Raw genomic sequence first — 18,580 nt, 5'->3', positions numbered from 1 at the left:
TGCGTCGCCACCACGGCGGCTCCGCGGGTGCGGTACACACGCCGCGACCGGCGCCACCCGGCTCACGGGGAGCCCATTCGGGTGGCGCCGGTCCGGCTTTCGGATCGGGCCGTCAGCTGGCGTAGGCGCGCAGGCGGTCGGCGCGCTCGCCGATCCGCAGCTTCGCCATGACCTCGCGCTCGATCTGGCGCACCCGCTCCCGGGAGAGCCCGAAGCGGCGCCCGATCTGGTCCAGCGTGCGCGGCTGGCCGTCGTCCAGCCCGTAGCGCATCCGGATGACCTGCTGCTCGCGGTCCTCCAGCGTGGAGAGCACCCGACGCAGGTCGTCGTGCAGCAGGTGCGAGATCACCGTGGTCTCGGCGTCGGCGGCCTCGCCGTCCTCGATGAAGTCACCGAGCGGGGCCTCCTCCTCGGACCCGACCGGCATGTCGAGGCTCACCGGGTCCCGAGCGTGGTCGAGCAGGTCGGCGATCTTCTCCTCCGCGATGCCCGACTCGGCGGCCAGCTCCTCGTGGGTGGCGTCGCGGCCGAGCTTCTGGTGCAGGTCCCGCTTGATCCGGGCCAGCTTGTTGACCTGCTCCACGAGGTGGACGGGCAGGCGGATCGTGCGCGCCTGGTCGGCCATGCCGCGGGTGATGGCCTGGCGGATCCACCAGGTGGCGTAGGTCGAGAACTTGAAGCCCTTGCTGTAGTCGAACTTCTCCACGGCGCGGATGAGGCCGAGGTTGCCCTCCTGGATGAGGTCCAGCAGCGGCATGCCGCGACCCGTGTAGCGCTTGGCCAGCGACACCACGAGCCGGAGGTTGGCCTCCAGGAGGTGGTTGCGGGCGCGCCGGCCGTCGCGGACGATCGCCCGCAGGTCGGCGGCGTACTGCTTGTCGAGCTCACCGGGGGCGGCCTGGTCGAGCACGTGCTGCGCGAACACCCCGGCCTCGATGCGCTTGGCCAGGTCGACCTCCTGCGCCGCGGTCAGCAGCGCGGTCTTGCCGATGCCGTTGAGGTACACCCGGACGAGGTCGGCCGCGGGGCTCTGGGCGTCCAGGTCCTCCGCGGACAGCTCCGGGATCTCGATCCGGTTGCCGGTGGTGGTGTCCAAGGCATCGGAGTCGGTACGCTGGCCTGGAATGGCCGGCCGGCGGGTCTTCGCGGGCCGGTTGATGGTGGGCGCTGTCATGTGGTCCTCCCCTTGCGCGACCCGGGCGGGGCGTCTGCGTCAGCTGCCGCCGGGGCTCTCATGGGCGTCAACGCGTCCATGCCGCACATCGTTCCCACGACGCGGTTGTGTGCTCGTGCACTCTCAGCGAGCCCTCAGAACGTGTGCCCGCACGACGCGGGCTCACACCTCCACGAGCACGGTGAACGGTCCGTCGTTCACCGACTCCACCGCCATCGCGGCGCCGAACACGCCCGTGGCCACCGGCGCGCCGCGCTCGCGCAGCGCCGCCACCACCGCCTCGACCAGCGGCTGGGCCCGCTCCGGTGGCGCGGCCGCCGACCAGGACGGGCGGCGGCCCTTGCGCGTCTGCCCGTAGAGCGTGAACTGGCTCACCACCAGCAGCGGCGCGCCCGTGTCGGCGCAGGAGCGCTCCCCGTCGAGGATGCGCAGCTCGTGCAGCTTGCGCGCCATCACCGGCACCGCGGCGGCCGTGTCCTCGCGGTGCACGCCGAGCAGCACCAGCAGCCCGGGCCGGTCGATCGCGCCGACGACCTCGCCGTCCACGCGCACGGCCGCGCGCGTCACGCGGGCGGCCACCGCCCTCATGTGAGAGTCCTCACGCCGGCACCAGCACGCCGTGCCGCACGAACTCGCGCACGGCTGGCAGGGTCGCCGCGACGAGCTCCCCGGACGGCCGGTCGTGGGCCACGGCCAGCAGCTCCACGAGCTCGCCCAGCGCCAGCGCCCCCTGGCAGCCGGCCAGCAGCGCCGCGGCCGGGCCGTCCACCTCGTGGCGCCAGCGCGGCCCGTCGGTGCGGGCGACCGCGGCGCCGACCTCGGTCCAGCCGTCCGCGCCCGGCTCGGCGTAGGTCTCCAGCACCACCGACGGCGCCACGGTGAGCGGCGCGGCGAGCAGCGCCTCGTCCGCGGCGTGGGCGCGCAGCCAGTCGACCCGGTCCAGCCAGCCCGCGGTCTCCGGGCCGAGCGGGTCGCTGACCTCACCGAGGACGTCCTCGAACACGACGGCCGGTTCCGCGTCGGTCCGCCGGACGGTCAGGAATCCGAACCCGACCGCCTCGACGCGCTCGCGTTCCATCCAGTCCAGCCACGCGCCCGCCTGCGCCCGCGCCTCGGGGGAGGTGAGGTCCAGGCCCGCGTCGCGCTGCCAGGTGCCGACGTGCAGCGCCGGGTCGGACACCTCGCGCTGCACGATCCAGGCGTCGACGCCCGGGGGCAGCCAGGACCGCACCCGGTCGGGCCAGTCCTCGCCCCGCACGTGCAGCCACGACCCGAGCAGCTGCGCCACCCCGCCCGGCTCCAGGTGCCCGGGCAGCGCCCGCAGCAGCGCGGCGAGGGCGGCATCGCCGTCCTGACCGGAGTCGCGGTAGACGTAGTCCACCCGCGCCGGGCCGGGCACGAACGGCGGGTTCGACACGATCTGGTCGAACCGCCTGCCCGCCACCGGCTCCAGCCAGGGCCCCTCGAGCAGCTCGACGTCGACCTGGTTGAGCGCGAAGGTGGCGCGCGCCATCGCGAGCGCCCGCGGTGCCACGTCGGTGGCCGTGACGGCGCCCGCGTGCCGCCCCGCGTGCAGCGCCTGCACCCCGCACCCGGTGCCCAGGTCGAGCAGCGACCCGACCGGGCGGCGCACGGTGGCGGCGGCCAGCGTGAGCGACGCGGCGCCCACCCCGGTGACGTGGTCGCGGTCCTGGCGGCGGGCGTCGAGGTCCGACAGCACCCACCACTCGCCGTCGTCATCGGCGTAGGGGCGCAGGTCGAGCGCGGCTCCCCACCCGTCGCCCGCGGGGACCAGCAGGCCGGCGTCCCGCGCCTCCGACGGGGTGAGCGGCGCGAGCGCCGCGGTGACGGCGGCATCCGACTCGACGCCCCCGAGCAGCAGCAGCCGCACGAGCACCCCGAGCTCGCCGCCCTCCCGGGTGGCGCGGAACGCGGGCTCGACCTCGCCGCGGCCGAGCGCCGCGTGGGCCGACGGGCCGAGCAGCTCCCGGACGCCGTCGGTGGTGAAGCGGGCGCGCCGCAGCGCGGTGCGCAGCGACTCGGCGGAGGCGGGGGAGAGGTGGGGAAGCACGCGCACAGTTTCGCCCCGGGCCCCGAGAGCGAACGCGCGGACCCGGACAGTCGGCTCGCACACCGACTTCGACGCCGGCACACCGACTGCAGTCGGTGTGGGAGCGCAGAACTCGGTGTTCGACGGACCGAGGGTCGCGGTGGGAGGCCGAGCGGCGCCTGCGGCGACTGCGCGGCCGCGGGAGCCGGCACCGCCCCGCGGAGCCCTCACACATCGACTCCGGTGCTGCCACACCGACTGCAGTCGGTGTGGCAGAGCAGCAATCGGTGTGCGAGGTGCCTCGGGCGCAGGCGCGACCGGGTGCGCGTTCGGCTCCGCCGCGGCCGGCCGCGGCGCTACCCTCCTCCCGTGGCCCTCTGTCTCGCCCAGGACGCCGACGCCGACGCGCTGCTCGACCGCGACCCACTGGCCCTGCTGATCGGCATGCTGCTGGACCAGCAGTTCCCGATGGAGCGCGCGTTCGCCGGCCCCGGCCTGATCGCGCAGCGCCTCGGCGTCACCGAGCTGGACGCGCACGCGCTCGCCGCCCACGACCCGGAGGCGCTCGTCGAGGTCTTCCGCGGCCCGCCGGCCGTGCACCGCTACCCGGGCTCGATGGCGGCGCGGGTGCAGGCGCTCGCCGCCGCCGTGGTCGAACGGTACGACGGAGACGCCTCGGCGATCTGGCGCGACGTCGACGACGGCCGCGAGCTGTTCCGCCGCCTCGCCGCGCTGCCCGGGTTCGGCACCCAGAAGGCGCAGATCTTCACCGCGCTGCTGGGCAAGCAACGCGGCGTCACCCCGGCCGGCTGGCGGGAGGCGGCGGGCGGTTACGGCGAGGACGGCGTGCACCGGTCGGTGGCCGACGTCGTCGACGCCGGTTCGCTGGTCCGGGTGCGCGAGTACAAGCAGGCGAAGAAGGCCGCGGCGAAGGCCGCGAAGGCCGGGGGCTGAGCGCGTGCACCGGGTGCCCGCGGCCCGACGGGACGCGCGCGTCATCGACCCCGACCAGGTGTGCGACGCCGCCGCGGTGCTCGCCGACGCCGACCGGGTGCAGCACTCCGCCGCGGTGCTCGACGCGCTGGGTGACGCCAACCGCCTGAGCATCCTGCTGGCCCTGCACCACGCCGGCGACCTCTGCGTCTCCGACCTGGCCTTCGCCGTGGGGATGAGCGACAGCGCCGTCTCCCACGCCCTGCGGTTGCTGCGCGCGCACGGGATGGTCAGCGCCCACCGCGAGGGCCGGCTGGTGCGCTACCGCGTCACCGGCGAGCTCACCACCCGCCTGCTGGACGTGGTGTCCGACGGCGTCGTCGGCGACGTGGTGCTGCACGCGCACCAGCACGGCTGACACGCCGGCCGCACGCCGCGGGGTCGGCAGGCGCGGCCGCCCCCCGAGTGGCACGATGGGAACCGCGAGGTGGGGATGCGCAGTCGGCCTCACCGGGACGGCGCCCACCGGCGCCAGCGAGGGAGTTCGCCGTGGCAGAACCGCAGCGCGACGCCGATCCGGTGCTCATCACCGATGCGGCCCGCTCCTACGAGGAGGAGCTGGCGGTGCGGAAGCGGCGTTACAAGATCATGATGGGCATGCGCATCCCGTGCATGATCCTGGCTGCGGCCTTCTACCAGATCCCGTGGCTGGCGGTCTCGCTGCTGGTGCTCTCGATCCCGCTGCCCTGGATGGCCGTGCTCATCGCCAACGACCGGCTGCCGAAGAAGGCCGAGGACGTCAACCGCTACCAGGCCGACCGGCGCCAGATCGAGCGCCGCGAGCACCCGGTCATCGACGGTTGACGGGGTCGACCAGGTCCGTCCGCCGGCTTTGATCATGTGGCTGGGGCGCGGTCTGAGCCGCGGCAGGCCCTCGCGACCGCGCTGACGTGCACCTCCGGTCATGATCGCCAGGAGTGGTGTGAGGGCGGCAGATCTGCCGCCCTGGTACCACTCTCGCTGACCATGGCTGTGGATGCCGGCGCACCTTGCGGTGGTCCGGTTCCACCCCCTATCGGTGACCGGGGCCCCGCGTGGGCCGCGCGCCCAGCTGCGCCACCGCCGCGGCACCCGCCGCGCACCCGGCCCGCAGCGCGGTCACCGGGTCCGCGCCCGCGAGCCACGCGACCAGCAGCCCCGCGTCGAAGGCGTCCCCCGCCCCGGTGGGGTCGGTCACGTCCACCCGTGGCGCGTCGGCCGTCCAGGTGCCGCGCCGGTCCACCCAGCGGGCCCCGCGCCGGCCGTCGGTCACGGCCACCGCGCCGACGACGTCCAGCAGCACCTCCGCCGACCCGCCGAGGGCCCGCCACTCGGCGGCGTTGGGCAGCAGCAGGTCGACGCCGTGCACGTCGGCGGTGAACGCCGGGGTGAGGGCGGGGGCCGCCTGCGGGTCGACCGAGGTGCTCAGCCCCGCCGCGCGGGCGGCGGCCAGCGCGGCCACCCCGGCGGGCCGTGACGCCGGGTCCAGCAGGACGTAACCGGACAGGTGCAGGTGGTCGGCGCCGCGCAGCGGCGGGAGGTCGGCAGCGGCGAGGCGCGCGGCGGCGCCGCGGTCGGAGAGCATCGTGCGCTCCCCGTCGTCCAGCAGCACGACGACGGTGCAGGTCGGCAGCTCCGCGTCGACGGCCAGCGCCGTCCTGACCCCGGCCGCGCGCAGCTCCGCGGTCGCCGCGCTGCCCGCCGGGTCGTCGCCGACGCGACCCACGAGCGTGACCTCGGCGCCCAGGTGCGCGAGCCAGGCGGCGGTGTTGGCGCCCGCGCCGCCCGCGCGCGAGCGGATCCGCGCCGGCACGTCGGCCCCCGGCACGGCGGGCGACCGCGGTTGGACGAGCACGTCGACCGCGAGGTCGCCCACCACCACGACGCGGGGGCTCACCCGCCGTCCGCGGCGAGCGCCGCGGCGACCTGCGCGGCCAGCTCGGCGTTCGCCCGCACCAGCGCGAGGTTCGTGCGCAGGCTCGCACCCCCGCTGCCCTCGTGGAAGTGCTCCAGCAGCACGGGTGTGACGTCCTTGCCCGTGACGCCCCGCGAGGCGATCAGCGCGAGCCCCTCGTCGAGCAGCCGGTCGTGCAGCACGGCGTCGAGCTCGGCGTCCGCGGGCACCGGCTGCGCCAGCACGGCGCCCGCCCGCTGCCCCAGTGCCCGGTGCGCGCGCCACACCGCGGCGGCCTCGGTGGGGGAGTCCACCCGCCACGGGACCGGGTGGCCGGAGTCGCGCCGGTAGAAGCCGGGGAAGGTGTCGGTGCGGTAACCCAGGACGGGCACGGACTCCGTCTCGAGCACCTCCAGCGTCGCGGGCACGTCGAGGATCGACTTCACCCCGGAGCAGACGACGAGCACGCCGGTGACCGCGAGCGCGGCCAGGTCCGCGGAGACGTCCCAGCTCTCCCGCGCACCGCGGTGCACCCCGCCCACACCGCCGGTGGCGAACACCTGCACGCCGGCGGCCTGCGCCAGCGCCGCGGTGGCGGCCACGGTCGTCGCGCCGTCGCGGCCCAGCCCGACGGCGGCGCCGAGGTCGCGCGCCGAGAGCTTCGCGAGCCCGTCCCCGCACACCCGGTCCAGCTCGCGCGCCGACAGCCCGACGCGGGCGACGCCGTCGAGGACGGCCACCGTGGCCGGCACCGCACCGTTCGCCCGGACGGCGGCCTCGAGCTGGTCGGCCGCGGCGCGGTTCTGGGGGGCGGGCAGCCCGTGGGCGAGCAGGGTGCTCTCGAGGGCGACGACGGGGCGCCCCGCGGCGACGGCCTCGGCGACCTCGGGGGAGGGCTGGAGCGGAACCGGCGGGGAGACGGGGGAGCGCACGTGGGGCATCATGGACGACATGGCCACGCAGGTGCTGCCCGACGTCGACACCCGTCCCGAGGGCACCGACACGACCGGCGACGACACGCCGAAGATGTTCCACTACGTCAAGAAGAACAAGATCGCGGAGAGCGCCGTGCTCGGCAACGTCGTGGTGGCACTCTGCGGGGAGACCTTCCCGGTCACCCGCTCGCCCAAGCCCGGCTCGCCGGTGTGCCCGGAGTGCAAGGAGATCTACGAGTCGCTGCAGTCCGGGGGCGAGGACTGATCGGCCCCTCGTGGTGAGCGACCACCCCGCGCGAGTACCGGGCGACGTGCCGCCCGGGTCCCGGGTGCCCGCGCGCAGCGCCGTGCGCGCCTGGGTCTACGACCGGATCATCGCCGGCATGACCGCCACGTGGTACCGGCAGGTCCTCGAGCGGCTGCCCGACGGCGCGCGCCTGCTGGACGTCGGCATCGGCACCGGGGCGGCCCTCGCGCGGTGCGCCGACGTGGTGCGCGCCAAGCACCTCGCCGTCGTCGGCCTCGACATCGACCGCGACTACCTCGCGCGCTGCCGCGACGCCCTGGGCCGCGCCGGGCTCACCGGGCAGGTCTCGCCCGTCCTCGGCTCGGTGTACGACCACCGGGGCGGCCCGTACGACGCGGTCTACTTCAGCGCCAGCCTCATGCTGCTGCCCGACCCGGTCGCCGCCATCGCGCACGTGGCGTCGCTGCTCGCGCCCGGCGGCCGGCTGTTCAGCACGCAGACCTTCCACCACCGGCGCTCCCCGCTGCTGGAGCGCGCCAAGCCGCTCGCCCAGCACGTCACCACGATCCACTTCGGGCGGGTCACCTACGAGCACGAGTTCCGCAAGGCCTTCGCCGACGCCGGCGTCGAACTCGAGGAGCTCGTCACGATGCGCAGCACCCGCCGCTCGTCCTACCGCCTGGCCGTCGCCCGCGCCGCATAGCCCACCCGGTCAGCGCTGCTGCACGTACTGCCCGGGCGCCGGGGCCAGCGCGTGCAGGCCGCGGCCGCCCAGCTCGGGGGGCGCGTCGTGCAGCGGTCCGCTGCGGGCGGTGAGCCAGGCGACGTGGTCCTCCCACCAGGAGCCGGGGTGCTCGGCGGCCGACGCGAGACGCCGGTCCGGATCGCCGTGCGCCCCGTCCACCGCCCGGAACCGCACGTCCGCGCCCCCGGGCGGGCTCACCAGCGACGCCACCTGCCCGCCCGCGGCCAGCACGAAGCGGCACGCGCCCCCGAGGAGGCACGTGGCGGCCCACGCGTCGCGCCACGGCGTGACGGGATCGGCTGCGCCGGCGACCAGGTAGCAGTCCCGGTCGACCTTCGCGAGGTCCAGCGGCGTGCCCAGCAGCCCGGCCGCCCCCGGCACCGCGAGCGCTGCCCGCGTCGCGACGTCCACCAGGTCGCGGTGCAGGCCGGCCGGGAGCCGGGTCGTGTCGCCGAGCCAGAACAGCGCCTCCGACGCCGCCGGCTCCGCGCCGCAGAGGTAGGCACGCACCGCCTGCGGCCACAGCAGGGCGTCGGGCGCGCGCCACGCCAGCTCCGCGAGCAGCGGGCGGGCGTCTAGGTGCCCGGCCCGCTCCGACGCGGCCACCGCCGCGGCGGCGTCCCGCGGGGCCTGCCGGACGCCCAGCACCGCACCGGCCAGTGTGACCGTCGCCACGCGGTCCTGCGCCCCCGTGGCCGCCAGGTGGGCCAGCAGCATCGCCGTGAGCGTGGCACCCGCGCCGAATGCCATCAGCGACGAGCGCGGGGTGCGGGCGATGTGCTCGGCCGCGTCCACCGCGTCCAGGACGGCGCGGGCGTAGGTGTCGAGGTCCCAGTCCGCGTGGTCGGCCAGCGGGTTGCGCCACGAGAGCGCGAACACCTGCACGCCCGCCCGGACGAGGTGCTCGACGACGCTGCGCCCGGGCGCCAGGTCGGCGACGTAGTGGCGGTTGAGCACCGGTGGCACGACGAGCAGCGGCACGTCGTGCACCAGCTCGGTCTGCGGCAGGTACTGGACGAGCTCGACGACGGGCGTGCGCAGCACCACCGCGCCGGGCGTCGCGGCGACGTCGGCGCCCACCTCGAACGCGCCGCCCCCCGCGCCGGGGACGGACGCCGTGGCGACGTCGGCGAGCAGCCGGCGCACCCCCTGGACGGTGCTGGCCCCGCCGGTCTCGACCGCGGCGCGCCAGACCTGCGGGTGCAGCGGCGTGCTGCTCGGGGCGAGCAGGCCCGCGAGCCCCGCGACCGCGGTGCGCACGCGGGCGTCGTCGTCGGGTGCGAGAGCGGCGTCGGTGACCAGCGCGTCCGCGGCCGTGCTCGCCGCGAGGTGGGCCTGGGCGAGGCGGCGCAGGAACGGGTTCGTCGTCCACGCCGGGTCGGCGTAGCGGGCGTCGTCCGGGGCGGGGGCCACCCGGGAGCGGCCGAGGCCGATCCGTGCGAGCTCGGCCACCACGCCCGCGCCCCGGCGCACCACGGCCACCGGCCGGCCAGCCAGCGCCGCCGTGCAGCGGAGCCCGGACGTGCCCGGCAGCAGCCGCAGCGGACCCGTCGCGGCGTCCGCGAGCAGCGCGTCCAGCCCGGTGACCGCCGCCTCCGCCGCGAGCGGCGGGAACGGGTGCTGATCGGTCATGGCGGCTCCTGTCGTGCCGGCGGACCCGGCCTCGGCAGCATGGGCGGGGCGCCGGTCCGCGGGCAAGTCCGGCCTCACCCGGTCGGGCGGCTCCCGTCCCCCAGGATGCCGCGGCGACACCCCGGCGGGTCCCGACGGACCGCGCCGCGCCTCCCGGTTACCCTGATCGGCGCCCCGCAGCGCCGCGAGGGCCCCGCGATGACGCGGGTGCCCGTGCCGGGCCGTTCCCCCGAGCAGTCGAGACGTCAGGGAGATGTGTGTCCGCGCCGACCCCTCAGGCCCAGCAGATCGCTCCCTCCTCGCGCCCCCTGCGGGCCTGGCAGCGCAGCGCGCTCGCCCGTTACCTCGCCGCCGCGCCCCGCGACTTCCTCGCGGTCGCCACGCCCGGCGCGGGCAAGACGGCGTTCGCGTTGCGCGTCGCCTCCGAGCTGCTGGCCGACCGCGTGATCGAGGCGATCACCGTCGTCGCGCCCACCGAGCACCTCAAGTACCAGTGGGCCGCGTCCGCCGCCCAGGTCGGCATCGCGCTCGACCCGGAGTTCCGCAACTCGATGGGCGCCACCTCGTCGGACTACCGCGGCATCGCCGTCACCTACGCCGGGATCGCCGCCCACCCGCTGTTGCACCGGGCGCGCACCGAGAACCGGCGCACGCTGGTGATCCTCGACGAGGTGCACCACGCAGGCGACGCCCGCTCGTGGGGCGACGGTGTGAAGGAGGCCTTCGACGGCGCCACCCGGCGCCTCACGCTCACCGGGACACCGTTCCGCAGCGACGACAACCCGATCCCGTTCGTCGACTACGTGCCCGACGCCGACGGCGCCCTGCGCAGTCGCGCCGACCACGCCTACGGCTACGCGGAAGCGCTCGCCGACGGCGTCGTGCGGCCGGTCGTGTTCCTCGCCTACTCGGGCATGTCGAGCTGGCGCACCAGCGCGGGCGAGGAGATCAGCGCCCGGCTCGGCGAGCCCATGACCGCCGAGCAGACCGCGCGGGCCTGGCGCACCGCGCTCGACCCCGGCGGCGAGTGGATCCCCGCCGTCCTCAAGGCCGCCGACCGGCGCCTCGAGGGGCACCGCGCGGGCGGGATGCCCGACGCGGGCGGGCTCGTCATCGCCTCCGACCAGACCACGGCCCGGGCCTACGCCGCGATCCTCACCGAGGTGACGGGCACCCCGCCCGTCGTCGTGCTGTCCGACGAGCCGGGCTCCTCGGACCGCATCGCCCGGTTCGCGGAGTCCGAGGACCGCTGGATGGTCGCGGTCCGCATGGTGTCCGAGGGCGTCGACGTGCCGCGGCTCGCCGTCGGCGTCTACGCCACGAGCGCGTCCACACCGCTGTTCTTCGCCCAGGCCGTGGGGCGCTTCGTGCGGTCCCGGCGGCCGGGGGAGACGGCGTCGGTGTTCCTGCCGAGCGTGCCGGTCCTGCTCGGGCTGGCCAGCGAGCTGGAGGCGCAGCGCGACCACGTCCTCGGCGAACCGCACCGGCCCGACGAGCAGTGGGACGACGAGCTGCTCGCCCAGGCCCAGCGCCAGCAGGACGAGCCGGGGGAGGACGAGAAGTCGTTCACGGCCCTCGGCGCGCAGGCCGAGCTGGACCAGCTGATCTACGAGGGCACGTCGTTCTCCGCCGACGAGGAGGACTACCTCGGGCTACCCGGCCTGCTCGAGCCCGAGCAGGTGCGCACGCTGCTCAACCAGCGGCAGAAGGAGTGGCTGACGCGGTCGCAGCAGCGCAGGCAGGAGACCGCCGCGGCCCCGCCCCCACCGCCCGCCGAACGCCCGCAGCTGACCGTGCGCGAGCAGCTGAACAAGCTCCGCAAGGAGCTGAACACCCTGGTGGCCCTGCACCACCACCGCACGAACAAGCCGCACGGCGTGATCCACAACGATCTCCGCAAGTCCTGCGGCGGGCCGCCCACCGCGATGGCGAGCATCGAGCAGCTGGAGGAGCGCATCGCCACGATCCGCTCCTGGCGCTGACCCCACCCCGCGAGTCCCCCGTCCCGACAGGGCGAGTCTCCCGTCCCGACAGGGCGAGTCTCCCGTCCCGACAGGGCGAGTCTCCCGTCCGAACAGGGCGAGTCTCCCGTACGCGCCGGGTGGGTCTCCCGTCCGAACAGGGCCGGGTCTTCCGTCAGGGTGGGGCAAATCTCACGCCGGGCCCCCGTACGGGGGTTGCCTTGTCGCTGCGGAACTCACCCTGTCCGAAAGGGCAACTGTCACCGCTCGTTCGGGAGACTCGCGCTGCTCGTTCGGGAGACTCGCGCTGCTCGTTCGGGAGACTCGCCGGGGCGGGACGGGGGACTCGCGCTCTTCGTTCGCGGCCCGGGTGGGGAGACGGCGACGGGGCGGGGACCGTGTGGTCCCCGCCCCGTCCGTGGCATGTGATCGGGCCGGCTGCGCCGGCCCCGGTCAACTGCCGGACTGCACGTCGATCTCCAGCTCTCGGAGCTTGTCGGCGTGTGCCCGGGCGTGGTGACCGCAGAACAGCAGTTCGCCGCCCTTCGGCAACACCGCCCGGACCTTCGCAGCCGCTCCGCAACGGTCACAGCGGTCAGCGGCGGTCAACTCGGGCCGGGTCAGGGTTCCTGGCTGCATAGCGGTCTCCCTCCGTCTCGATCCCGGGTCGGGCCCGGAATCGCTTGCTGTGACGACCGCTTGCGCGGTGCGCCCCACTCTCCCAGACGTACAGCACCCCTGCACGTGTTCCCGTGGCGCGTCGCGACGGTCGTCACGTACCGACGGCGCGATGACACTCCGGGGCCTCCTGCAGATCCAGTTGACTACGAGTGAATGATGGGGTGCCGCGGGTGACACCGCAAGGCGACCGGTGTAAACACTGCCGTCGGGTCGACTACGCTGGGCACACGTGCTGAGTGGAGTGGCGACGCGGGTCCCGGCGCCCGTCCTGTTCATCGTCGGCGGCGTGTCGATGTACGTCGGCGCGGCGCTGGCCGTCGGGTTGTTCGACCGGCTGTCGCCCACGGCCGTCGCGGTCCTGCGCCTGTTCGGCGCGGCCGCGGTGCTGATCGCCTGGCGGCGGCCGCGCTGGGAGGCCTGGCGCGGCGTGCGGCTCGCGCGCGCCGTGGCCTTCGGGCTCGCGACCGCCCTGATGAACATCGCGTTCTACGAGGCCATCGCGCGGCTCCCGCTGGGCACCGTGGTGGCGATCGAGTTCTGCGGTCCGGTGGCCGTCGCGGCGGCGGCGTCGCGGCGTCCGCGGGACGTCGCGGCGGTGCTGTTCGCCGCGGTCGGCGTGCTGCTCATCGCGGATGTGCGCTGGTCAGGCAGCCCTTCGGGGGTGTTGTGGGCGTTGGGGGCGGCCAGCATGTGGGCGGCCTACATCGTGCTGGGGAAGCGGGTGGCGAGCGGGGGCAACGGCCTGGACGACATGGCCGTGGGCTTCGTCGTGGCGGCCGTCCTGCTCTCGCCGTTGCTGCTGACCGCGGGCCCGGGCGGGTTCGCCGCGCTGGCCGACCCGCTGGTGCTGGTGCTGGGCGTCGGGGTCGGAGTGCTGTCGAGCGTGGTCCCCTACGTGCTGGACCAGGTGGTGCTGCGGCGCGTCGGCCAGGCTCGGTTCGCGGTGCTGCTGGCGCTGCTCCCGGCCACCGCCACGGTGATCGGGCTGGTAGCGCTCGCGCAGGTCCCGACGCTGCTGGAGCTCCTCGGCATCGGCGCGGTCGTGACCGCGGTCGCCCTCCGGACCCGCGACGGGGACGTCCCGGCCGCGGTGGGCCGAACGGGAGGATGACCACGCAGAGTGACGCACGTCGCCTTCACGATGCGTCACGCGTTTCCGCCTGATCGAGTGAGCATGCGACGCGCGGGTGAACCTGCCTCGCCGACGAACGGCACTCTCGTCGGCTAGGTACCGACGAGAGTGCCGTTCGTCGGTGGGTGGTGCGGGGCCGCGCCGCGTCCAGCTCCGCTTCTCACAACAAATCCCCGTCCTCGTGACCCGATCGTGACCGGATCGCCATCACTTGAACGATCCAGTGTGCTTGGCGCCACCCCGATCGGGGACATACGTTGTCCGCCACAACATTTCGTTCGACTTCGCCCGTGCTCCGGCTCGGGGTCCCCGACGCTGTGGAAGGACGACCATGCGCATCAGGAGAACCGCGCTCGCGGCCGCGGGACTGGGGCTCGCCCTCGTGCTCGCCGCCTGCGGCCAGAACGCCGCCGCTCCCTCGGCGCCCGCGGAGGAGAGCGCCGCGCCGGCCGGAGGGGCCAAGGTCGGTGTGATCCTCCCCGAGACCGAGAGCTCCGCCCGCTGGGAGGGCTTCGACAAGCCGCTCCTGGAGGAGGCGATGCGGGCCGAGGGCCTCGACGCCGACATCCAGAACGCGCTCGGCGACGAGCAGAAGTTCTCGACGCTGGCCGACAGCATGATCGCCAGCGGCGTCAAGGTGCTGGTGATCGCGTCGATCAGCAGCGAGTCCGGCTCGGCCGTCGCCGCGAAGGCCAAGGCCCAGGGCATCCCGACGATCGACTACGACCGGCTCAACCTGGGCGGCTCCAGCGACTACTACGTCTCGTTCGACAACGAGAAGGTCGGCGAGCTGCAGGGGCAGGGCCTCGTGCAGGCGCTCGACGCGAAGGGCACCCCGAACCCGTCGATCATCGAGATCGAGGGCGCTCCGACCGACAACAACGCCACGCTGTTCTACAACGGCCAGCAGCGGGTGCTCGGCCCGAAGTACCAGTCCGGTGAGTACCGGCTCGTGCAGAGCCAGCAGATCGAGGACTGGGACAACCAGATCGGCGGCACCACGTTCGAGCAGATCCTGACGGGCAACGGCGGCCAGGTCGACGGCGTCGTCGCCGCGAACGACGGCCTGGCGGGCGCGATCATCACCGTGCTCGCGAAGTACGGCCTCAACGGCCAGGTGCCGGTGACCGGCCAGGACGCCACCCCGGACGGCCTGCAGGCCATCCTGCGCGGCGACCAGTACATGACCGTCTACAAGCCGATCGTCCAGGAGGCCGAGGCCGCCGCCAAGCTGGCGGCCGCACTGGCGAACGGCGACACCGCCGCGGCCGACGCGCTCGCCACCGACACGGTGGCGGACCCGCAGGGCAACCGCGAGGTCAAGTCGGTGCTGCTCGAGCCGCAGCTGATCACCCGCGAGAACGTCAAGACCGTGGTCGACGAGGGCGCCGTGCCGGCGTCGGACATCTGCGTCGCGGACACCGCCGCGGCCTGCCAGGAGCTGGGCATCGCCACCAGCTAGCTCGTCGACCCGCGTGTGCGGAGGGCGCCGTCACGAGCGGCGCCCTCCGGCACGCGTACCGGAGGTAGATCATGAGTGAACCGATCCTGCAGCTGCGCGGGGTGAACAAGAGCTTCGGCGCCGTGCAGGTGCTGCACGAGGTGGACTTCGACGTGCGGGCCGGCGAGGTCACCGCGCTCGTCGGGGACAACGGCGCCGGCAAGTCGACGCTCGTCAAGTGCGTCGCCGGCATCCACCCGATCGACGGCGGCGAGGTGCGCTTCGACGGCGCCCCGGTCGCGATCCACGGCCCGACCGACGCGTCGCACCTGGGGATCGAGGTCGTCTACCAGGACCTCGCGCTGGCCGACAACCTCGACATCGTGCAGAACATGTTCCTCGGCCGCGAGCGGGGCAAGCCGTGGCTGCTCGACGAGGCGGACATGGAGCAGGCGGCGCGGCGCACCCTCGCGTCGCTGTCGGTGCGCACCGTGACGTCGGTGCGGATGCCGGTGGCCGCGCTGTCCGGCGGACAGCGCCAGACCGTGGCCATCGCCAAGGCGGTGCTGTGGGACTCCAAGGTCGTGCTGCTGGACGAGCCGACGGCCGCGCTCGGCGTCGCCCAGACCCGCCAGGTGCTCGACCTGGTGCGCCGGCTGGCCGAGCAGGGCCTCGCCGTGGTGCTGATCAGCCACAACATGGCCGACGTGTTCGAGGTGGCGGACCGGATCGCCACCCTCTACCTGGGCCGGATGGTCGCCCAGGTGCCCACCAAGGACGTCACCCACGGCCAGGTCGTGGAGCTGATCACGGCCGGGCGCTCGGGTGACCTCGGCCTGCAGCGACCCGAGAGCGTGGTCGTCTGATGGCTGCTGACAAGATGCGCACGGAGGAGACCCAGGTGGAGAGCACGGCGGCCCCCGCGGCCACGAGTGCCGCGGAGCGCGCGGCGCCGGCGTCCGCGCGCTCCGCCGACTTCGGCATCGACACCACCGCGCGCACCACGGGCGAGGCCGTTCGGGCCTACGTGCGCAACCTGCGCAACGGCGACCTGGGCGCGCTGCCCGCCCTGCTCGGGCTGGCGGCGCTGTTCGTCCTGTTCACCGTGCTCGACTCCGGGGGCACGTTCCCCAGCCTGCTGAACCTGGCCAACCTGCTGCAGCAGGGCGCGGGGCAGACGATCATCGCGATCGGCCTGGTGTTCGTGCTCCTGACCGGCGAGATCGACCTCGCGGCCGGCACCGCGTCCGGGCTGGCGGCCGCCGTGATGGCGCTGCACCTGGTCAGCAACGGCAACCTGCTGGGCGGCATGGGCACCACGGTGTTCGTGATGTTCCTCGTGGTGGTCGTCGTCGCGATCGTGATCGCGCTGATGCTGCGCATCTGGTTCGGCGCCGCGCTCTCCGCGGTGGCGCTGGTGCTGATGCTGGTCGGGTTCCCGCCGAACCCGTGGCTGGAGATGCTGCTGGCGGTCTGCGTCGGCGTGGTGATCGGCTGCCTCACCGGCTTCGCCGTGGCGAAGCTGGGCATGCCCTCGTTCGTCGTGACGCTCGCGCTGTTCATCGCGTGGCAGGGCGTGATCCTGCAGCTCATCGGCGACGGCGGCACCCTCGGCCTGCGCGACGACGTGATCATCGCCGTCGCCAACGGCAACCTCTCGACGCTCGGCAGCTGGGTCCTGTTCGTGGTCGGCGCGGGCGGCTACGCCGCGGTGCTGCTCTACCGGCAGGCGTCGCGGCGCCGGCTGGGCCTGGTGGCGCAGCCGACCGGGCTGGTGCTGATGAAGGTCGGCGCGGTGGTGGTGCTGGCCGCGGTGGCGACGTTCCTGCTCACCCTCGACCGCTCACCGGGCCTCACGCCGATCTCGGGCGTCCCCTACGTGGTGCCGGTCGTGCTGGCGCTGCTCGTCGCGGGCACCTACCTGCTCGACCGCACCCGCTTCGGCCGGCACGTCTACGCCGTGGGCGGCAACCGGGAGGCCGCCCGTCGGGCCGGCATCGACGTGGTCCGGGTGAAGGCCACGGTGTTCGTGATCGCCTCGGCGTGCGCGGCCATCGGCGCGATCGTCTACTCGTCGAAGGTCGGCTCGGTCTCGCCTGCGGCCGGTGGTGGCAACACGCTGCTGTTCGCCGTGGGCGCCGCGGTCATCGGCGGTACCTCGCTGTTCGGCGGGCGCGGCCGGGTCAGCAACGCCGTGATCGGTGGTGCGGTGCTCGCCACCGTGAACAACGGTCTCGGGCTGCTCGGCCAGCCCGCGTCGGTGGTGTTCCTGGTCAACGGCGTCGTGCTCCTGCTGGCCGCGGGCGTCGACGTGCTCTCGCGGCGGCGGTCGGCGGTCGCCGGCACGTGAGTCGCACGTGGGGCGGTGACGGTGGCGGTGGTGCGTCCAGCGCCACCGCCGGCGCCCGCCCGGACGAGGCGCGCCGGCACAACCGGGCGGCCCTGTTGCGGCGCCTCCACGTGGACGGGCCCTGCACGCGGGCGACCCTCGCGTCGGAGCTCGGGCTGAACCGCAGCACGATCAAGTCGGTCGTCGACGGGCTCGCCGAGGCCGGCGTCGTCACCGAGGCGGTGCCGGCGCAGCGCAACGGGGCCGGACGGCCGTCGCTGATGGTGCTGCCGGAACCGGAGGCGGCGGTCGTGCTCGCCGTCGACATCCGCGTCGAGCAGGTCGCGATGGCGATGGTCGGCATCGGGGGGCAGGTGCTCGGGCGGCACAGCTGGAACCTGCACCCCCGCACCCGCACGCCGGGTGAGGTGATCACCCACATCGCCGAGTCGGCCCAGCTGCTCGCCGACGAGCTGGCGGTCGCCGCCCGCGGGGCCGGGGTGTCGGTGCCGGGCGTGGTGCGCCGTGACGACGGGCTCGTGCACGAGGCACCCAACCTCGGCTGGCGCGACGTCGCGCTCGGCGCGCGCCTGGCGGCGGTCCTGAAGATCCCGGTGCAGGTGGCCAACGACGCCGAGCTCGGCGCGCTCGCCGAGCACGTCCGCGGCGAGGCCCGGGGTGTGGACGACCTCGTCTACGTCTCGGCCGACCGCGGAGTGGGCGGCGGGGTGATCGCCGGGGGACGGCCGCTGCGCGGCACCCGCGGTTACGTCGGCGAGATCGGCCACCTCGTGGTCCGCCCCGGGGGCCGCGCGTGCTACTGCGGCTCGCGCGGGTGCTGGGAGACCGAGGTGGGGGAGGCGGCCCTGTGCCGGGCGCTCGGGCTGCCCGAGGACACCCCGCGCGGCGTGGTGGTCGCCGAGCTGCGCTCGCTCGCCACGGTCCCGCTGCCCGGCCCGCTCGACGACTTCGCGGAATGGCTCGCCACCGGCCTGGTGACCGTCGTCAACGTGGTCGCGCCGGACCTGGTCGTGCTCGGGGACCTGTTCACCGCACTCCCGCACGCCGTCGTCGAGCGGGTCCGCGCCCAGGTGCACGAACGCAGCCTCGTCAGCCGGGCGGTGGGCGGCACGCGCGTCGTGACCAGCCCCCTCGGCCGCGACGCCAAGCTGGTCGGCGCGGCCGAGCTGGCCTTCGAGCCGGTCCTGGGCGGCGTGTAGTCGCCGCGACGGGGCCGTAGGCCCGGGCGGCGAGATCCAGCAGGTGCTGTCCCCGCCGCCCGGGCTGTCCCCGCGCCTGGCCGGCGCCTCGAGGCCGAGCACCCCGGCGCGTCCTCGCCGCGGCCACTCGACCGGGCAGCCCCAGGCGGGTGAGGGCGCCGACCCCC

18 protein-coding genes are annotated in these 18,580 nt (G+C 74.9%); 11 read left to right on the top strand and 7 right to left on the bottom strand.

What is annotated here, in order from left to right:
• Window positions 1-112 precede the first annotated feature (112 nt).
• From FB558_RS02685 to FB558_RS02675, 3 genes are all read right to left on the bottom strand, one after another.
• Window positions 113-1,174, bottom strand: coding sequence for a sigma-70 family RNA polymerase sigma factor (locus FB558_RS02685; protein ID WP_142047759.1), 1,062 nt, complete (start codon window positions 1,172-1,174; stop codon window positions 113-115).
• Between the two features lie 162 nt (window positions 1,175-1,336).
• Window positions 1,337-1,762 carry a D-aminoacyl-tRNA deacylase gene (dtd, locus tag FB558_RS02680; RefSeq protein ID WP_142047757.1) on the bottom strand — a complete coding sequence of 142 codons (426 nt, stop codon included), beginning with the start codon at window positions 1,760-1,762 and terminating at the stop codon, window positions 1,337-1,339.
• Between the two features lie 10 nt (window positions 1,763-1,772).
• A complete protein-coding gene (locus tag FB558_RS02675) occupies window positions 1,773-3,245 on the bottom strand; it encodes a DUF7782 domain-containing protein (RefSeq protein WP_142047755.1) in 1,473 nt (490 codons plus the stop codon).
• Between the two features lie 348 nt (window positions 3,246-3,593).
• Between FB558_RS02675 and FB558_RS02670 the strand changes: the two genes are divergently transcribed.
• From FB558_RS02670 to FB558_RS02660, 3 genes are all read left to right on the top strand, one after another.
• Window positions 3,594-4,178, top strand: coding sequence for an HhH-GPD-type base excision DNA repair protein (locus tag FB558_RS02670; protein WP_142047753.1), 585 nt, complete (start codon window positions 3,594-3,596; stop codon window positions 4,176-4,178).
• A gap of 13 nt (window positions 4,179-4,191) precedes the next feature.
• The gene (locus FB558_RS02665) at window positions 4,192-4,575 is read left to right on the top strand and encodes an ArsR/SmtB family transcription factor (protein ID WP_246106222.1); all 384 of its coding nucleotides are present in this window, start codon (window positions 4,192-4,194) and stop codon (window positions 4,573-4,575) included.
• A 131-nt stretch (window positions 4,576-4,706) separates the two neighbouring features.
• Window positions 4,707-5,021, top strand: a complete 315-nt coding sequence (locus FB558_RS02660) for a DUF3099 domain-containing protein (RefSeq protein WP_142047749.1) — start codon at window positions 4,707-4,709, stop codon at window positions 5,019-5,021.
• A 208-nt stretch (window positions 5,022-5,229) separates the two neighbouring features.
• Here the strand turns inward: FB558_RS02660 and FB558_RS02655 are convergent, their stop codons facing one another.
• Window positions 5,230-6,093 (bottom strand): carbohydrate kinase family protein, encoded by an 864-nt coding sequence (locus FB558_RS02655; protein ID WP_246106221.1) that lies wholly within the window; start codon window positions 6,091-6,093, stop codon window positions 5,230-5,232.
• Window positions 6,090-7,031: a pseudouridine-5'-phosphate glycosidase gene (locus FB558_RS02650; protein WP_246106474.1), complete on the bottom strand. Its 942-nt coding sequence runs from the start codon at window positions 7,029-7,031 to the stop codon at window positions 6,090-6,092. Before FB558_RS02650 ends, FB558_RS02655 begins: the two co-directional genes overlap by 4 nt.
• A gap of 10 nt (window positions 7,032-7,041) precedes the next feature.
• Between FB558_RS02650 and FB558_RS02645 the strand changes: the two genes are divergently transcribed.
• Together FB558_RS02645 and FB558_RS02640 are read left to right on the top strand one after the other, a co-directional pair.
• Complete coding sequence (locus tag FB558_RS02645) at window positions 7,042-7,290, top strand: DUF3039 domain-containing protein (protein WP_094927130.1); 249 nt, start codon at window positions 7,042-7,044, stop codon at window positions 7,288-7,290.
• A 10-nt stretch (window positions 7,291-7,300) separates the two neighbouring features.
• The gene (locus FB558_RS02640) at window positions 7,301-7,975 is read left to right on the top strand and encodes a class I SAM-dependent methyltransferase (protein ID WP_211366030.1); all 675 of its coding nucleotides are present in this window, start codon (window positions 7,301-7,303) and stop codon (window positions 7,973-7,975) included.
• A 9-nt stretch (window positions 7,976-7,984) separates the two neighbouring features.
• Here FB558_RS02640 and FB558_RS02635 read toward each other — a convergent pair whose 3' ends face one another.
• Window positions 7,985-9,649: a PHA/PHB synthase family protein gene (locus tag FB558_RS02635; protein ID WP_142047745.1), complete on the bottom strand. Its 1,665-nt coding sequence runs from the start codon at window positions 9,647-9,649 to the stop codon at window positions 7,985-7,987.
• 257 nt (window positions 9,650-9,906) lie between these two features.
• Here FB558_RS02635 and FB558_RS02630 point away from each other — a divergent pair, with 257 nt between their 5' ends.
• Entirely contained in the window at window positions 9,907-11,631 is a 1,725-nt protein-coding gene (locus FB558_RS02630; RefSeq protein WP_142047743.1) for a DEAD/DEAH box helicase, read from the top strand.
• Window positions 11,632-12,063: 432 nt separating this feature from the next.
• Here the strand turns inward: FB558_RS02630 and FB558_RS02625 are convergent, their stop codons facing one another.
• Window positions 12,064-12,249, bottom strand: a complete 186-nt coding sequence (locus FB558_RS02625) for a DUF7455 domain-containing protein (RefSeq protein WP_142047742.1) — start codon at window positions 12,247-12,249, stop codon at window positions 12,064-12,066.
• 334 nt (window positions 12,250-12,583) lie between these two features.
• Here FB558_RS02625 and FB558_RS02620 point away from each other — a divergent pair, with 334 nt between their 5' ends.
• The 5 genes from FB558_RS02620 to FB558_RS02600 all read left to right on the top strand — a co-directional run bounded on the left by FB558_RS02620 (window position 12,584) and on the right by FB558_RS02600 (window position 18,413).
• Window positions 12,584-13,402 carry an EamA family transporter gene (locus tag FB558_RS02620; protein WP_142053605.1) on the top strand — a complete coding sequence of 273 codons (819 nt, stop codon included), beginning with the start codon at window positions 12,584-12,586 and terminating at the stop codon, window positions 13,400-13,402.
• A 352-nt stretch (window positions 13,403-13,754) separates the two neighbouring features.
• A complete protein-coding gene (locus tag FB558_RS02615) occupies window positions 13,755-14,885 on the top strand; it encodes a sugar ABC transporter substrate-binding protein (protein ID WP_142047740.1) in 1,131 nt (376 codons plus the stop codon).
• Window positions 14,886-14,956: 71 nt separating this feature from the next.
• Entirely contained in the window at window positions 14,957-15,730 is a 774-nt protein-coding gene (locus tag FB558_RS02610) for an ATP-binding cassette domain-containing protein (RefSeq protein WP_142047738.1), read from the top strand.
• Complete coding sequence (locus tag FB558_RS02605; RefSeq protein WP_246106220.1) at window positions 15,730-17,214, top strand: sugar ABC transporter permease; 1,485 nt, start codon at window positions 15,730-15,732, stop codon at window positions 17,212-17,214. Before FB558_RS02610 ends, FB558_RS02605 begins: the two co-directional genes overlap by 1 nt.
• Window positions 17,211-18,413: an ROK family protein gene (locus tag FB558_RS02600; protein WP_142047736.1), complete on the top strand. Its 1,203-nt coding sequence runs from the start codon at window positions 17,211-17,213 to the stop codon at window positions 18,411-18,413. Before FB558_RS02605 ends, FB558_RS02600 begins: the two co-directional genes overlap by 4 nt.
• The last annotated feature ends 167 nt before the right edge of the window (window positions 18,414-18,580 follow it).

Origin of the sequence: Pseudonocardia kunmingensis (genome assembly GCF_006716445.1) — a bacterium.
GTDB lineage: Bacteria > Actinomycetota > Actinomycetes > Mycobacteriales > Pseudonocardiaceae > Pseudonocardia > Pseudonocardia kunmingensis.
This window is presented reverse-complemented; position numbering and strand designations above follow the sequence as displayed.

What these genes read in the sequence shown, in the direction of transcription:
- dtd (WP_142047757.1), bottom strand. Translation starts at nt 1,762, where the DNA reads ATGAGGGCGGTGGCCGCCCGCGTGACGCGCGCGGCCGTGCGCGTGGAC.
- FB558_RS02635 (WP_142047745.1), bottom strand. Translation starts at nt 9,649, where the DNA reads ATGACCGATCAGCACCCGTTCCCGCCGCTCGCGGCGGAGGCGGCGGTC.
- FB558_RS02610 (WP_142047738.1), top strand. Translation starts at nt 14,957, where the DNA reads ATGAGTGAACCGATCCTGCAGCTGCGCGGGGTGAACAAGAGCTTCGGC.
- FB558_RS02615 (WP_142047740.1), top strand. Translation starts at nt 13,755, where the DNA reads ATGCGCATCAGGAGAACCGCGCTCGCGGCCGCGGGACTGGGGCTCGCC.
- FB558_RS02650 (WP_246106474.1), bottom strand. Translation starts at nt 7,031, where the DNA reads ATGCCCCACGTGCGCTCCCCCGTCTCCCCGCCGGTTCCGCTCCAGCCC.
- FB558_RS02645 (WP_094927130.1), top strand. Translation starts at nt 7,042, where the DNA reads ATGGCCACGCAGGTGCTGCCCGACGTCGACACCCGTCCCGAGGGCACC.
- FB558_RS02620 (WP_142053605.1), top strand. Translation starts at nt 12,584, where the DNA reads ATGTACGTCGGCGCGGCGCTGGCCGTCGGGTTGTTCGACCGGCTGTCG.
- FB558_RS02605 (WP_246106220.1), top strand. Translation starts at nt 15,730, where the DNA reads ATGGCTGCTGACAAGATGCGCACGGAGGAGACCCAGGTGGAGAGCACG.
- FB558_RS02685 (WP_142047759.1), bottom strand. Translation starts at nt 1,174, where the DNA reads ATGACAGCGCCCACCATCAACCGGCCCGCGAAGACCCGCCGGCCGGCC.
- FB558_RS02625 (WP_142047742.1), bottom strand. Translation starts at nt 12,249, where the DNA reads ATGCAGCCAGGAACCCTGACCCGGCCCGAGTTGACCGCCGCTGACCGC.